This is a genomic window from Roseococcus sp. SYP-B2431, from assembly GCF_004336745.1.
In the GTDB taxonomy this organism is placed as follows: domain Bacteria; phylum Pseudomonadota; class Alphaproteobacteria; order Acetobacterales; family Acetobacteraceae; genus Roseococcus.
The window spans coordinates 655840-669822 of sequence record NZ_SJXD01000022.1 but is presented as its reverse complement, the minus strand read 5'-3'; the positions used below and the strand labels follow the sequence as shown (position 1 = coordinate 669822).

14 protein-coding genes are annotated in these 13983 nt (G+C 72.1%); 11 read left to right on the top strand and 3 right to left on the bottom strand.

Going from position 1 to position 13983, the window contains the following annotated elements; genetic code table 11:
- From EJV46_RS11275 to EJV46_RS11240, 8 genes are all read left to right on the top strand, one after another.
- A partial coding sequence (locus EJV46_RS11275; protein ID WP_131548710.1) for a CheB methylesterase domain-containing protein occupies positions 1 to 685 on the top strand: 685 nt, incomplete at its 5' end.
- A complete protein-coding gene (locus EJV46_RS11270) occupies positions 682 to 1524 on the top strand; it encodes a protein-glutamate O-methyltransferase CheR (RefSeq protein WP_240782510.1) in 843 nt (280 codons plus the stop codon). The genes EJV46_RS11275 and EJV46_RS11270, both read left to right, overlap by 4 nt.
- Positions 1521 to 3434 (top strand): chemotaxis protein CheA, encoded by a 1914-nt coding sequence (locus EJV46_RS11265; protein ID WP_131548709.1) that lies wholly within the window; start codon positions 1521 to 1523, stop codon positions 3432 to 3434. The genes EJV46_RS11270 and EJV46_RS11265 overlap by 4 nt, the downstream gene beginning before the upstream one ends.
- The gene (locus EJV46_RS11260; RefSeq protein ID WP_131548708.1) at positions 3431 to 3694 is read left to right on the top strand and encodes a hypothetical protein; all 264 of its coding nucleotides are present in this window, start codon (positions 3431 to 3433) and stop codon (positions 3692 to 3694) included. The genes EJV46_RS11265 and EJV46_RS11260 overlap by 4 nt, the downstream gene beginning before the upstream one ends.
- Before the next feature lie 45 nt (positions 3695 to 3739).
- Positions 3740 to 4123, top strand: a complete 384-nt coding sequence (locus EJV46_RS11255; protein WP_131548707.1) for a response regulator transcription factor — start codon at positions 3740 to 3742, stop codon at positions 4121 to 4123.
- The gene (locus EJV46_RS11250) at positions 4120 to 4761 is read left to right on the top strand and encodes a chemotaxis protein CheX (protein WP_131548706.1); all 642 of its coding nucleotides are present in this window, start codon (positions 4120 to 4122) and stop codon (positions 4759 to 4761) included. The genes EJV46_RS11255 and EJV46_RS11250 overlap by 4 nt, the downstream gene beginning before the upstream one ends.
- Positions 4762 to 4801: 40 nt before the next feature.
- The gene (locus EJV46_RS11245) at positions 4802 to 7582 is read left to right on the top strand and encodes a PAS domain-containing sensor histidine kinase (protein WP_131548705.1); all 2781 of its coding nucleotides are present in this window, start codon (positions 4802 to 4804) and stop codon (positions 7580 to 7582) included.
- Positions 7583 to 7667: 85 nt separating this feature from the next.
- Entirely contained in the window at positions 7668 to 8639 is a 972-nt protein-coding gene (locus EJV46_RS11240; protein WP_131548704.1) for a tripartite tricarboxylate transporter substrate binding protein, read from the top strand.
- Between the two features lie 16 nt (positions 8640 to 8655).
- On the opposite strand, the gene EJV46_RS11235 is transcribed toward EJV46_RS11240, so the two are convergent.
- Both EJV46_RS11235 and EJV46_RS11230 read right to left on the bottom strand, forming a co-directional pair.
- Positions 8656 to 9693, bottom strand: a complete 1038-nt coding sequence (locus tag EJV46_RS11235; RefSeq protein WP_131548703.1) for an LLM class flavin-dependent oxidoreductase — start codon at positions 9691 to 9693, stop codon at positions 8656 to 8658.
- A gap of 148 nt (positions 9694 to 9841) precedes the next feature.
- On the bottom strand, positions 9842 to 10819 hold the full coding sequence (locus EJV46_RS11230) for a tripartite tricarboxylate transporter substrate binding protein (RefSeq protein ID WP_131548702.1): 978 nt from the start codon (positions 10817 to 10819) through the stop codon (positions 9842 to 9844).
- Positions 10820 to 10991: 172 nt separating this feature from the next.
- Here EJV46_RS11230 and EJV46_RS22800 point away from each other — a divergent pair, with 172 nt between their 5' ends.
- Positions 10992 to 11354: a hypothetical protein gene (locus EJV46_RS22800; RefSeq protein WP_165585480.1), complete on the top strand. Its 363-nt coding sequence runs from the start codon at positions 10992 to 10994 to the stop codon at positions 11352 to 11354.
- Between the two features lie 151 nt (positions 11355 to 11505).
- Positions 11506 to 11934, top strand: coding sequence for a hypothetical protein (locus EJV46_RS11220; RefSeq protein ID WP_131548700.1), 429 nt, complete (start codon positions 11506 to 11508; stop codon positions 11932 to 11934).
- 64 nt (positions 11935 to 11998) lie between these two features.
- Here the strand turns inward: EJV46_RS11220 and EJV46_RS11215 are convergent, their stop codons facing one another.
- On the bottom strand, positions 11999 to 13138 hold the full coding sequence (locus tag EJV46_RS11215) for an acyl-CoA dehydrogenase family protein (RefSeq protein ID WP_131548699.1): 1140 nt from the start codon (positions 13136 to 13138) through the stop codon (positions 11999 to 12001).
- 114 nt (positions 13139 to 13252) lie between these two features.
- On the opposite strand from EJV46_RS11215, the gene EJV46_RS11210 reads away from it, so the two are divergent.
- Entirely contained in the window at positions 13253 to 13978 is a 726-nt protein-coding gene (locus tag EJV46_RS11210) for a helix-turn-helix domain-containing protein (RefSeq protein WP_131548698.1), read from the top strand.
- The last annotated feature ends 5 nt before the right edge of the window (positions 13979 to 13983 follow it).

The following is a 13983-nucleotide window of genomic DNA, read 5'->3' as shown; positions in this document are numbered from 1 at the left end:
GGCCGAGCGGCTGCGCGCGCGCCAGGCGGCCGCGCCGGCCGCGCGGCCGGCCGCGCCCCGTCCCGCCCCCCGCCCCTCCCCCTGGCAGCCAGCCTCGGCCGGGCATCCGCCGGGCGTGGTGATCATCGGCACCTCCACGGGCGGGCCGCCCGCGCTGGAGACCGTGCTGACCGCGCTGCCGGCGGACTTCCCCTGGCCGGTCCTGGTGGCGCAGCACATGCCGGCCGCCTTCACCGCCTCGCTGGCGGGCCGGCTGGACGGGCTCTGCGCGCTGCGCGTCCTCGAGGTCGTGCGACCGACCCCCATCGCCGCGGGCGCCATCTACGTCGCCCGCGGCGACGCCGACATGACGGTCAGTCTCCGCGCCGCGGGGCCGGTCGTGCTGCCGACGCCGGCGAGCGGGAAATACCGTTGGCATCCCAGCGTCGACCGGCTGGTGGCGAGCGCGCTGGCGCATCTCGCGCCCGAGCGCCTGATCGGCGTCCTGATGACCGGAATGGGCCATGACGGCGCGGCGACCATGGCGGCGCTGCGCGGGGCCGGCGGCCGCACCATCGCGGAATCGGCCGAGACGGCGGTGATCTGGGGCATGCCGGGGGAACTCGTCCGCGCCGGCGGCGCGGATGCGGTCCTGCCGCTGGAGGCGATCGCGGCGCGGCTCGTCCAGCTCGTGGACGCGGCGTGAACGAGGCCCCCCTCCTGAGCGCGGCGGAGCTGCGGCGCATCTGCGCCTTCCTCTACCGCGAGACGGGCATGCTCTTCGGCGAGAGCAAGCGCTACTACATCGAGCGCCGCCTCGCCGACCGGTTCGCGGCCACGCGCGCGGCGGACTTCGCGACCTATTTCGGCCGGCTGCGATCGGATGCGGAGGAGCGCGAGGCGCTCATCAACGCCGTCACGGTGAACGAGACCTACTTCTATCGCGAGGAGCATCAGCTCGCCTGCCTCAGCCGGTCGCTGCTGCCGGACCTCGTCACGACCCGGCGGCCGGGCGACAGGATCCGCATCTGGTCGGCCCCCTGCTCGACGGGCGAGGAGGCCTATTCCATCGCGATCTGGCTGCTGGAGAACTGGCCGCTGGTGGACGCCTACAACATCGAGATCGTCGGGTCGGACATCGACACGCGGGTGCTGGAGGCCGCGCGCGAGGGGCTCTTCGGCGAGCGGGCCCTGTCGCGCCTGCCCCCGCGCCTCGTCGAGGCCTATTTCGGCCCGGTCCGGCGCCACCGGCGCGAGATCATCCAGGACCTGAAGGAATCCGTCGCCTTCACGCAGGCCAATCTGGTGGACGGGCCCAGCCTCGCGGCGCACGGCACCTTCGACGTCATCTTCTGCCGCAACGTGCTGATCTACTTCGACGACGAATCCCGCCTGATCGCGGCCGGGAACCTCTATGATCGGCTGTCGCCGGGCGGCTACCTCTGCCTGGGCCACACGGAATCCATGAGCCGCATCAGCGACCTCTTCACCCTGCGCCGCTTCGAGGACGCCGTGGTCTTCCAGCGGCCGAAGGAGGCCTGTTGAACGACGAGCTGATGGCCCAGTTCCTGGTCGAGGGGCGCGAGCTGGTCGCCGCGGCGGCGCGCGATCTCGCCGTGCTGGCCCGCGCGCCCTCGGACGAGGCGGCGCTGGACGGCTGCTTCCGCGCCGTCCACACGCTGAAGGGCTCCACTGGCCTCTTCGACCTGGCGCCGATGGGGCTGCTGCTCCACGCCGCGGAGGACGTTCTGGCCGCGATCCGCGCCGGCCGGCCCGCCGGCCCGGCGGATTTCGCCGCGCTGCTGGCGGCGGTGGACGAGGTGGACCGCTGGCTGGACGCCATCGAGGGCGACGGGGCCTTACCGGCCGGCGCCGCGGAGGCGGCGCGGATCGCCGTCGCGCGCCTCGGCGGGGCGGAGGGCGTGCCGGCCCAGGCGGCGCCGGAGCCCCAGGCCTGGCGCGCGCCGCCGGAATTCGCCGGCCTCGCGGGCATCGCCATCCGCTACGTTCCGCGCGCGGACGCCTATTTCTCCGGCGACGACCCCGTCGCCATCATCGCGGCCGTGCCGGCGCTGACCGCGCTGCGCATCCTGCCGCGCGAGGGCTGGGGGCCGCTCGAATCCTACGATCCCTTTGCCTGCAATCTCGTGATCGAGGCCGTCTCGGCGGCCGGGCGGCCGGCCGTCCAGGCCGCCCTGCGCCTGGTCGCCGACCAGGTGCAGCTGGCCGAGCTCCTGCCGGCCGGGCCGGGTGCGGCCGCGACGGGCGCCGCAGCCACGGGGCCCGCCGCCCGGCGGACGCTGCGCGTCGATGCGGCGCGGGTGGACCGGCTGGCGGGGCTGGTGGACGACCTGGTGGTCGCGAAGAGCGCCCTGGCGGAGCTGGCGGCCGAGGCGGAGCGGCTCGCGGGCGGCCATGGGCTCGGCCAGTCGCTGCGGGCGCGCCAGGCGCAGCTCGACCGGCTGGTCAGCGACCTGCACGCCACCGTGGGCCAGGTGCGGCTGGTGCCGCTCGCGCCGCTCTTCGGCCGCTTTCCGCGCCTCGCCCGCGACATCGCGCGCGCCCTGGGCAAGTCCGTCAGCGTGGAGACCGAGGGCGGCGAGGTCGAGGTGGACAAGGCCGTCGTGGATGCGCTCTTCGATCCCCTCCTGCACGTCCTGCGCAACGCGGTGGATCACGGCGTCGAGGCGCCGCCCGAGCGGCGGAAGGCGGGCAAGGCCGAGACGGGGACGATCCGCCTCGCCGCCCGGCCGGATGGGGACCGCGTGGTCATCGAGGTGACGGATGACGGCGCGGGCATCGACCCCGCCCGCATCCGCGACCTCGCCGTCGAGCGCGGCCTGTTGCGGCGGGACGCCGCCGATGCGCTGGGGGATGCTGCGGCGGCGGACCTCGTCTTCACGCCCGGCTTCTCCACCGCCGCCGCCGTCAGCGAGGTCTCGGGCCGGGGCGTCGGGATGGACGTGGTGCGCGCCGCGGCCCTGGCGCTGGGGGGGCGGGTCGAGGTCGCCGGCACATCGGGGCGCGGCACGATGGTGCGCTTCGTCCTGCCCGTCGCGACGCTGCTGACCAAGGTGATGATCGTCGCCTGCGGACCGGACCGCTACGGCCTCGCGCTCGAAGGCGTGGTCGAGACCGCGCGCGTCACGCCCGACCGCATCCGCGAGGTCCGCGCCGGCAGGGCCTTCCTGCTGCGGGACCGGCCCGTGCCGCTCGTCGCCCTGGGCGCCCTGGTGGGCGCGCCCGAGCCGGCGCCGGGCGCGCAGCGCGTCGTCGTCGCCCGGGCCGGAGGTGAGCTGGTGGGCCTCGCGGTCGATGCCGTACTGGACCGCATGGACGCGGTGGTGCGCCCCATGACGGGCCTGCTGGCCGGCGCGCCGGGCGTGATGGGCACCACCCTCCTGGCCGACGGCGCCGTGCTGATGATCCTGGACCCCACGGAGCTCCTGCCATGAGCGTGACGCAGGAGGGCCCGGTCATCCGCCTCGAGGGCCTGTGCCGCGTGGAGGATGCCGAAGTCCTGGCGGCGCTGCTGCAACGACTGCCGGGCTCGGCGGTTGATCTGACCCGATGCGAGGGGCTGCATGCCGCCGTGGCTCAGGCGATCCTCGCCCTTGCCCCTCCGCTGACCGGGGTTCCCGCCGACCCCTTCCTGCGGGAACTGCTGCTCCCGGCCCTGGCGGGCGAGAGACAGCGCCTCCCGCCGCGGATATAGTCATCACACAGGCCAGTATCCGGCCGTATCAGGAGTAGGAACTTCATGGAGACGACGGTGCTGATCGTCGACGACAGCAAGCTGGCCCGCATCGTGGTCGGGAAGGTCGTTGCGGCCTTGCAGCCCGACTGGCAGCGCCTGGAGGCCGGCAATGCCGACGAGGCCGTCGCCGTCATCGCCGCCAAGCCGGTGGATGTGGTGATCATCGACTTCAACATGCCCGGCCGCGACGGGCTGGATCTCGCGGAGGAGCTGCGCGGGCGCTTTCCCGCCATGCCGATCGCCGTCGCCACCGCCAATATCCAGGACGAGATCGTCGACCGGGCCCGCGCCGCGAACGCCACCTTCATCGCCAAGCCCGTCACCGAGGAGGGCGCAAGGGGCTTCATTTCCGGCGCGGCGTTGCGGCTGCGCGCCCCCCGCCCATGAGCGACCACGTCGTTCCGCTGGAGGAGATGGAGCGGGATGCGCTGACGGAGCTGGTCAATATCGGCGTGAGCCGCGCAGCCGCCAGCCTGCGCAAGATGGCCGGCCAGCAGGTGCTGCTCTCCGTCCCCTCGCTCGAGGTGGTGACGCGCGGCGGGGCCGCCACCCTGATCCGCGAGCGCGAAAGCGGCGATCTCGTGGCGGTGCGGCAGGATTTCGAGGGCGTCTTCTCCGGCCGCGCCCTGCTCATCTTCCCCGAATCCAACAGCATGGCACTGGTGCGCGCCGTCGCCGGCAGCGCGCTTTCCGATGCCGAGGCCGCGGAGATGGAGGACGAGGCGCTCACCGAGACGGGCAATGTGGTCCTCAACAGCTGCCTCGCCACCATGGCCAACATGCTCCAGCGGCCGCTGACGATGTCGCTGCCCCAGGTCGTGCGCGGGAACGGCGTCGGGCTCTTCGAGCTCATGCAGGTGAGCACCGAGGAGGGCGGCGTGGTGCTGTTCCTCTACATCAACTTCGCGATCAACGACCGCGACATCCGCGGCTACATCGCCATGCTCATGGACCTGCCCTCGCTGCAGGCCCTGCGCCTGCTGATCACCGAGTTCATCCGGCGCGTGATCGGCGACGAGGTTTGAGCATGGGGGAAGCCCGGGCAGGCCAGGGCGTCCGGGCGCCGTGAGCGACATCCCGACGCCGGAGCGGCATCCGGACATCCCGTCCCGGCGGCGCCAGGAACTGGCCGCGCTCGGCGGGCCCTGGCTGGAGGCGCTGACGGCCTCGGCCGTGGCGATCGTGCTGACGGACGCGCTCCTGCCGGACGACCCCATCCTCCATGTGAACCCCGCCTTCGAGGCGCTGACCGGCTATCCGGCCGCCGAGGCGCTCGGCCGCAACTGCCGCTTCCTGCAGCCCGAGCCGGCGGAGACCGAGGCGCGGGCGCGCATCCGCGAGGCGCTGGCGACGGACGCCCCCGTCACCGCCGACCTGCTCAACCGGCGGCGGGACGGCGAGCGATTCTGGAACCGCATCAGCATCGCCACCATCCGGGACGGGCACGGGGCGCCGGCCTTCCGCCTGGCGACGCAGGCCGATGTCAGCTCCGAATACGCCGACGACCCGGCGGCGCGGGAGCTGCGCGCCAGCCGCCGCAGCCTGGCCGAGGTGCAGGAGCGGTTGCGGGTCGTCCAATCGGTCGCCGGGGCGGCCGGCGCCTGGGAATGGGACATCGCGAGCAAGCGGCTTGTCGCCGACGCCCGCTTCGCCAGCATCTACGGGCTGGATGCGGCGACGGCCGCCTCGGGCCTGCCGACCGCCGCCTTCTTCGCCGCGGTCCATGAGGAGGACCGGATGCGGCTGCGGATCGCCGTGGCGGGCGCGCTGCACGGCGCCGAGGTCTTCGCGCGCGACTACCGCGTGGTCGTGGACGGCGAGATCCGCTGGGTCGCCGCCCGGGGCCGGACCTACCTGGACGCGGCGGAGCGGCCGCTGCGCTTCGCCGGGGTGCTGACCGACATCACCGATCAGAGGAAGGTCGAGGAGCGGCTGCACATCGCCCAGACCGCGGGCGAGGTCGGCTCCTTCGAATACGTCGCGGGCTACGGCACGGCGGAGGTGTCGGAGCAATTCTGCCGCCTGCTCGGCCTCCGGCCGGCCCAGAGCCTGCCGGTCCGCACCATCAACGCGCTGGTGCATCCCGAGGATCCGGCGCTCATCCAGAACCGCGACGGCCGCATCAGCTCCGGCACGGCCTCCCACGAGTTCCGCATCACCCGCGCCGATACGGGCGAGGAACGTTGGCTGGCCTCGCGCGGCGAGTATCGCGCGGGCCTGGCGGGAGGAACGATCTTCACGGGCGTCATCTACGACATCACCACGACGAAGCGCTCCGAGGCCGCGCTGCGCCTGCTGACGGAGAAGCTGGAGGAGCGCGTCGAGGAGCGCACGCAGGAGCGCGACCGGCTGTGGAACCTCTCGCGCGACCTGCTCAACGTCATCGGCCCCGACGGGCGGCTGCGGGCCGTCAACCCGGCCTGGACGCGGCTGCTGGGCCATGACGAGGCGGAGCTCATCGGCACCTCGATCGAGGCGCTGACGCATCCGGAGGATGCGGCGACCGCCAGGTCGCATCTCGCGCATCTGCTGCACGGCGAGGCGATCGCGGAATTCGACATCCGCATGCGGACGAAGGGCGGCGACCCTCGCTGGGTGAGCTGGACCGTCGTGCCGGAAGGCGGGGCGATCTACGGGATCGGCCGCGACGTCACGCAGCGCAAGCTGCTGGAGGACCAGCTTCGCCAGAGCCAGAAGATGGAAGCGGTCGGCCAGCTCACGGGCGGCATCGCGCACGACTTCAACAATATGCTGACCGGCATCCTGGGCGGCATCGACATGGTGCGGCGCCGGGTGAGCCAGGGCCGGCTGGACGACGTGGACCGCTTCCTGGAGGCCGCGATGCAATCGGGCCAGCGGGCGGCGGCGCTGACGCACCGCCTGCTGGCCTTCTCCCGCCGCCAGACGCTGGACAGCCGTCCGCTGGACGTCGCGGTCCTCGTGCGGTCGATCGAGGACCTGCTGCGGCGCACGCTCGGCGAGCAGATCGAGCTGGTCATCGACATGGGCCCCGACCTCTGGTCCGCGGTGGCCGACGACAACCAGCTCGAAAGCGCGATCCTCAACCTGGCGATCAATTCCCGCGACGCGATGCCCGATGGCGGCCGCCTGACCATCGGCGGGCGCAACGTGCATCTGTCCGCGACGGATCTCGCGCACAGCGATCGCGGCGAGGCCGGGGACTATGTCGAGATCCGCGTGGCCGATACCGGCCTGGGCATGCCGGCCGACGTGCTCGCCAAGGCCTTCGACCCCTTCTACACCACCAAGCCGCAGGGGCAGGGCACCGGGCTGGGCCTGTCGATGGTCTATGGCTTCATCCAGCAGTCGCGGGGCGATGTGATGATCGAGAGCCGCGAGGGGTCGGGCACGACCATCCGGCTCTTCCTGCCGCGGCATCATGGCGCGCCGGACGAAACCCCCGCCAAGCCGCGGGCGGCGGCGCTGCCCGGGACGGGGGAGACGGTCCTGGTGATCGAGGACGATCCCGCCGTCCGCCTGCTGGTCCTGCAGGTGCTGCAGGAGCTGGGATACCGTGCGATCGAGACGGCCGACGAGCGGGATGCCGTCCCCATCCTGCAATCCGCGCGTCACCTGGACCTCCTGATCAGCGACGTGGGGCTGCCCGGCATGAGCGGGCGCCGGCTCGCCGAGATCGCGCGGGCGAGCCGGCCCGGCCTGCCCGTGCTCTTCATGACCGGCTACGCCAGGGAGGCGGCCGACCAGGCGCAGTTCCTCGACGCCGGGATGGAGATCATCACCAAGCCCTTCGCCGTCGATGAGCTCGGCCAGCGCGTGAACCGGATCCTGCGGACGAAAGGCATGGCCGGCCCTTCCTCCGAATGAGGACCGACCTTGGCGGGCGATGCAGGAGAAAGCGCGACAGCGACCTGAAGGGCGGGATAGGATCGGGCTTCGGGAGGAAACAAGAATGAACCGTCGCTCCATCATGCGCCTGGCGCTCGGCGCCGCATCGGCGCCGCTCGCCGCCCCGGCCCTGCGGGCCCAGGCCTTCGACCACACGATCCGCTTCATCATCCCCAATGCGCCGGGGGGCACCAGCGACATCCTGGCGCGCCTCATGGCGCCGGAGCTGACGCGCACCCTCGGGCAGAACGTCGTGGTCGAGAACCGTGCCGGCGCCGGCGGCAATATCGGCGCCGATCTCGTGGCCAAGAGCCCGCCGGACGGCCACACCATCGTGCTGATGGACGTGACGACGATCGCGACCAACCCGGCCCTCTTCCCGCGCCTGTCCTACAAGCCGTCGGACCTCGCGCCCGTCAGCATGGTGATCTACGCGCCCTATATCCTGGGCGTGGCCAACAACCTGCCGATCCGGAACGCGGCCGAGCTCGTCGCCTATGCCAAGGCCAATCCGAACCGGCTGAACGCGGCGAATTCGGGCACCGGGACCGCCTCGCACCTCACCGCCGTCATGCTGGCGGACGCCTGGGGCAGCCCGATGGAGCACGTGCCCTATCGCGGCGGCGCCCCCGCGCTGCTCGCCGTCAGCACGGGCGAGGCGAGCCTGACCCTGGCCGGCGCGACGCAATCCCTGCCCTTCGCCACGAATGGCCAGATGCGGCCGGTGGCCGTGACCGGCCCCGCCCGCTTCGCCAGCCTGCCGCAGGTGCCCACCTTCGGCGAGCTCGGCTGGCCGGGCACCGATGCCGGGACCTGGCAGGGCATGCTGGTGGCCGCCGGCGCGCCGGCCGCCAGGATCGACCGGCTGCACACGGCGGTGCGCGACGCCCTGGCGACGCCCATGATCGCGACGCGGATCGCCGAGCTGGGCGCCACGCCGCGGGCCGATGGGCCGGAGCCCTTCGCAAGCTGGCTGGCACAGCAGACCGCGGCCTATACCCGGCTTATCCAGTCCCACAACATCCGGGCGGAATAGGCCGGCCAGGACGGGATCAGGAGGCGGCGGGCGCCAGGGCGGTGTCCCGGATCCGCGGCGCGATCTCCTTCATGAACAGCTTCAGCGCGCGGGCGGAAAACTCCGCGGGCATCGGGCCGGTCCGGAAGCGGATGCTCACCCCGCCGATGCCCGTTCTCGCGAGGGTGACGAAATCCTCCATCATGCTGTCGGGCGCGCCGCAGAGGACCGGCAGGTTGGGCTGCGCGTTGGCCTTGGCGACCATCGCCTCGAAGGCCGAGCTCTGGGCCGCGCGATAGGTCTGCATCTGCCGGAAATAAGGCAGGCCGACCTCCCGCGCCTCCTCGTCGGTCGGCGCCAGGATGGCGGTGCGGGACACCCAGCTCTCCGAGATGGCCCAGTCGATCCGGTCCGTGCCGACGCCGGCCTCCCGCGCGGCCTTGCGGTAGATGTCGATGTTGCGCGCGGCGCCCGGGGCGGTCGCCGCCGCCATCAGCACGGGGCGCCCCTGGCGGGCCTGGGCCGCGAGCGAGGCCTCGGAGGCGACCGCGCGCAGGAGCTGCGGGTGGGGCTTGGTATAGGGCCGCGGCCGCAGCATCAGCGGGACGTCGAAGTTCCAGTACTTCCCCGCATGCTGGAGCGACTCGCTCGTCCAGCATTGCAGCAGGATCTTCTCGATCTCCTCGAACCGCTCCTGCGCGCTGTCGGGATCGATCTCGTAGCCGCTGTACTCGTGCAGATTGACCATGCTGCCGCGCCCGAGGCCGACGATCAGGCGGCCCTTGCTCAGATTGTCGAGCAGCGAGATCTGCTCGGCCACGCGGATCGGGTGGTAGAGCGAGGTCTGCAGGACGGCGAAGCCGATCTTGATGCGCTGGGTCGCCATGGCCAGCGCGGCGGCGAAGGTCGGCGGATCGACATAGGCGCAGTTGCCGTCGAAATGGTGCTCGGCCAGGAACACGGCATCCATGCCCTCCGCCTCGGCGAGCTGGGCTTCGCGCACCGCCTCGTCGATGACCTGGGAATCGGCCGAGGGGTCGCGCGATTCGTGAAACAGGAAGACGCCGACTCTCATGCTTTTCTCCTGCGGCCCGTGGACTGCCCGCGGCAGGTGGGCCGGTTGAATATCCGGGATGCGACGGGCTGGCCCTTGCGGCCCGAGGGCGCCTGGCGGACGGAAGACGGAGCCATGGCGCCCCGCCGGGAGGCCGGACCGGCCGCCCTCAATTCCCGCCGGCCTTCAGCAGCTCCTCCATCAGCGGCCGGAGCGCCGCCTCCTCCTGCTGCCAATAGCGGGAAAACGCCTCCGGTCCCTGATGGGTGATGGGAATGGACAGCTGCTGCATCTTCTCGGCATGCTCCGGCGAGAGGATGGCCCGCTCCAGCCCGGCGGCCAGCGCCTGCCGCAGCCCTGCCGGCAGTCCGGCCGGCGCCACGAAGGCCCGGGTGGAGCCCGCCACGATGTCGAAGCCCTGCGCCGCTGCCGTCGGGACGCCCGGCAGGAAGGGGCTCTCCCGCCGCGACAACACCGCCAGCGCGCGCATCACCCCCTGCCGCACATTGGAGCTCGCGGTGCCGACGGCGAAGATTCCCGCCTCCGTCTGCCCGCCGACCAGCGCGACCGCGGCCGGCCCCGCGCCCTGGAAGTGCACCTGGTTGAACCGCACTCCCGCCAGCCGCTGGAGCTGGACCGAGGCCAGATGCTCATGGCCGAACCTGCCGTTGTCGGTCATCCGGAAGTCGTCCGGCCGGGCCCGCGCGGCGGCGATCAGGTCGGCCAGGCTGCGGAGCGGGCTCTCGGCCTTCACCGTGATGGCGCCCGGATCGGTCACATGGATGCAGAGCGGGGTGAAGCTCTCGCGCGTGAAGGGCGTCTGCCGGCCGGGATCGAGGTAGAGGGTCGTGGTCTGCGGCCAGAGCCCGTAGCCGATGGTCAGCCCGTCCGGCGCGGCGCGCGCCACCTGCGCCATGCCGAGCTGGCTGGCCGCGCCGGCCCGGTTCTGGACGACGACGGTAAGGCCGAGCTCCCGCTCCAGCAGCGGCGCGAGCGCCCGCGCGCCGATGTCGTTCCCACCGCCGGGCGGGTAGGGGACGATGAGCTGCAGCGTCCGTCCCGAGAGGGATTGCGCTCCCGCGCGCGACGCCCCCACGCCCGACGTCACGAGCAGCGCGGGCGCGGCCAGAACCCTACGACGATGCATCACTCGCCCTCCTCAGGCGTGGGTGCTCTTCCTGCGTGATGCGATTGGCGTGCTTCCGCCCCGAGCATGGCCGGCCCGCGCCACGCGGACAAGGGGAGCGCCCTGGGGCGAAGCATGAAAGCTCTGGTATCCTCGGCCGAGCCCGGCCCGCTTCGAGGAGAGGGAGAAGACCATGAGGATTTCGATCGGCCCGATACGCGGCCCGATACGCGGCCCTATCCTGGCAGCGGCCCTGACCGCCGCCCTGGCCGCCTGCGCCCCGATCTATCCCGAGCCGCCGCCCGGCCTCGAGCCGGGCCTGCCCCTCGCCTGGAAGGATTTCACCGGCACCCGGCGCGGCGACGCGCAGATGGCCCAGGCGCGGGACGCCTGCATCCTGGAAGGCGACCGCTGGGCCGGCGACCGCGCCGAGCGGACCATGACGCCCGCGGCCCAGATGTCCGGCTACGCGCCCGCGATGATGGCGGCCATCGACGAGGGCCGCCGCGCCCATATCCTGCGCTGCATGCGTTTCGCCGGCTGGGAGCCGGCCTGACCTTCGCTTCCCTGCCGGGCGGAGCCCGATCGGGCGATAGGCCGCCGCCTATTTCCGCGATAGGCGAAGCGACATGGCCGAGATCACGCATGCCGCGCAATATCCTCTCGCTAAGCCCAACCCGGGCAGGAATCAGGAGAGGAGAAAAATCATGCTGAATTTCACCAGGACGGCCGCCGCCCTCGCCACGGTCGCGAGTCTCGGCGCCTTCGCCAACCCCGTCGCCGCCCAGGGACTGCCGCGGTTCTGCAATCCCAACGTCCTCGCCACGAACTCCTTCTACAGCAACGTGCTGTCGAACGGGCAGACCTCCGAGGTGGAGTATCACGGCCAGTTCCAGAACCAGGACTATCAGCACCAGCGCACGATCACGGCCACCATGTCGATCGTCGTCGCGCGGTTCGGCAACTGGGAGATCACCCGCCCGCTCTCGCGCTTCACCGTGGCGCCCAACGAGCAGAAGGACGTCGTCCTGATGGTCCTGCGCCGGCACAACGCCGGCGGCCAGGGCGCCCCGCAGGCGAACGAGGTCGGCGCGCAGATCCGCTTCACCTGCTCCTTCGCCCCCCGCCCCCGCTGAGCGGCCGAGGAATGCGGCGCGGCCAGGCCTGGCCGCGCCGCAAGGGCCCTTTGCCGGCGCCCGCTCAGCCGTCGATGGGCAGCCCCAGCGCGAGCCGCCCCGTCATCTCCAGCTGCGGCATCTCCTGCAGCGGATGGAACCGCGCCCCCTGCACGTCCCGGAAGGCCCGCTCCAGCCCCAGGTCGCGATAGAAGGAGGCGCCGCCCACCAGCTCCATCGCGCGCTCCACCGTCTCGATCGCGGCTTGGCCGGTCAGCGTGCGCGCCGTGGCCGCGCGGCCGGTCCGCGCCGGGCCGGGCGCTTCCGTCTCCGCGATGGTGATCATCCGGTCCAGCGCCATCTCCGCCTTGGCGAAGGCGTTCTCCAGCTTGCCGGCCGCGGCGGCCAGCTTCGCCGGCTCGCCCTTCAGCCGGGCGATCGTGAGCGCCTTCGCCCGCGCGCCCTCGGCCACGCCGACATAGGCCGCATAGACCAGCGGAAAGGCCATCGCGAAGATGTGGTGGAACAGCATGTGCCACTTGCCCGGCTCACGCCGCGCCGCGATCGCCGCATCGGGCACGAAGACGCCGTCCAGCTCCACATCCTGCGAGCCGGTGCCGCGCATGCCCATCACGTGCCAGGTGTCGAGCAGCCGCACGCCTTCCGCCTTGAAGGAGACGGGGAAGTGCAGCACCTCCGGTCCCTTTTCCGGGTCGTCGTGGATGGCGCTGGTCATCAGCAGGTCGCCCATCGGGCAGCCGCTCGCGAAGATCTTGCGTCCGTGGATGCGGTAGCCGCCCTCCACCTTCACGGCCTTGCCCGAGCCGGGCAGCCAGTCGGAGCCGCCGCTGGAGATGAGGATCAGGTCCTCCTGCGCCACGCGCTTCAGCAGGCCCTCGACCGGCGCCTTCTCGTGCCGCCAGCGCCAGGCCGGCACGGCCACGAGATGGCAATGCATCGAGAAGGCCAGCGCCGTCGCGCCGCAGTGATGGCCCAGCCGCTGGATCGCGCCGCACATCTCGCGGTAGTCGGCACCGCCGCCGCCGAGCTCGGCGGGCACCAGCGCCCGGAAGAAGCCGGCGGCGCGCAGCGCCTCGAAGCCCTCGCGGACGAAGCTCTCCTCCCGGTCATGGCGTGATGCCGCTTCCGAGATGACCTGGCCGATGCGATCGGCGAGGCCGATCCAGTCCGTTGTCGGCGCTTTTGACATGATCGTGTCAGGCATATTTCTTCTCCATCCCAGTATTTTGAATGGCCGGACCCTCGCTCGTCAGGGCGCCGGGCTTCAAGGACAGAAAATGGACTTGCTTTCATGTCCCCGACTGGATGATCTAGCGGCATGCCCGGCTATGGACAGTTCTGCCCCGTGGCGAAGACCTGCGAGCTCTTCGCGGAGCGATGGACGCCGCTCGTCCTGCGGGAGCTCTGCTGCGGCCCGGCGCAGTTCAACGACCTGCGGCGCCGGCTGCCGCTGATGTCGAAGACGCTGCTGGCCCAGCGCCTCCGCGACCTGGAGCAGCACGGCGTCGTCTCCATCCGGGAGAAGCCGGCGGGGCCCGGGAACATCTACGCGCTGACGCCGGCCGGCGAGGATTTCCGGCCGATCATCCAGGCGCTCAGCCTCTGGGGGCAGCGCTACACGAAGAACATCCTGCAGCCGGAGGATCTCGACCCGGCCTTCTTGCTGATGTCGGTCCGCGGCCAGATCCCGCGCTCGGCCCATCCCGCCGGGCGCTTCGTCATCTGCTTCGAGTTCCGCGGCATTCCGGGCGCGCGGGTGGCCTCGCGGCGCTGGTGGTTCGTCATCGCCCATCCCGAGATCGAGCTCTGCATGAAGAACCCGGGCTACGAGGTGGACGTGACCATAGCGGCCTCCCTCGAGACCTTCACCCGCGCCTGGATGGGCTATATCGGCCTCGCCGAGGAGGCAGCCCGGCCGATCGCCTTCGAGGGCGCGCCCCAGGCCGTCGAGCGCGCGAAGGCCCTGCTCGGCCTCCACGACCGCCCGCGCGAGCGAAGGCTCGTCTACGGCACGGCGGAGATGGTCGACGCCGAGCTGGCGTGACCGGC

What these genes read in the sequence shown, in the direction of transcription:
- EJV46_RS11255 (WP_131548707.1), top strand. Translation starts at nt 3,740, where the DNA reads ATGGAGACGACGGTGCTGATCGTCGACGACAGCAAGCTGGCCCGCATC.
- EJV46_RS11215 (WP_131548699.1), bottom strand. Translation starts at nt 13,138, where the DNA reads ATGCCTGACACGATCATGTCAAAAGCGCCGACAACGGACTGGATCGGC.
- EJV46_RS11230 (WP_131548702.1), bottom strand. Translation starts at nt 10,819, where the DNA reads ATGCATCGTCGTAGGGTTCTGGCCGCGCCCGCGCTGCTCGTGACGTCG.
- EJV46_RS22800 (WP_165585480.1), top strand. Translation starts at nt 10,992, where the DNA reads ATGAGGATTTCGATCGGCCCGATACGCGGCCCGATACGCGGCCCTATC.
- EJV46_RS11235 (WP_131548703.1), bottom strand. Translation starts at nt 9,693, where the DNA reads ATGAGAGTCGGCGTCTTCCTGTTTCACGAATCGCGCGACCCCTCGGCC.
- EJV46_RS11260 (WP_131548708.1), top strand. Translation starts at nt 3,431, where the DNA reads ATGAGCGTGACGCAGGAGGGCCCGGTCATCCGCCTCGAGGGCCTGTGC.
- EJV46_RS11220 (WP_131548700.1), top strand. Translation starts at nt 11,506, where the DNA reads ATGCTGAATTTCACCAGGACGGCCGCCGCCCTCGCCACGGTCGCGAGT.
- EJV46_RS11210 (WP_131548698.1), top strand. Translation starts at nt 13,253, where the DNA reads ATGCCCGGCTATGGACAGTTCTGCCCCGTGGCGAAGACCTGCGAGCTC.
- EJV46_RS11250 (WP_131548706.1), top strand. Translation starts at nt 4,120, where the DNA reads ATGAGCGACCACGTCGTTCCGCTGGAGGAGATGGAGCGGGATGCGCTG.
- EJV46_RS11240 (WP_131548704.1), top strand. Translation starts at nt 7,668, where the DNA reads ATGAACCGTCGCTCCATCATGCGCCTGGCGCTCGGCGCCGCATCGGCG.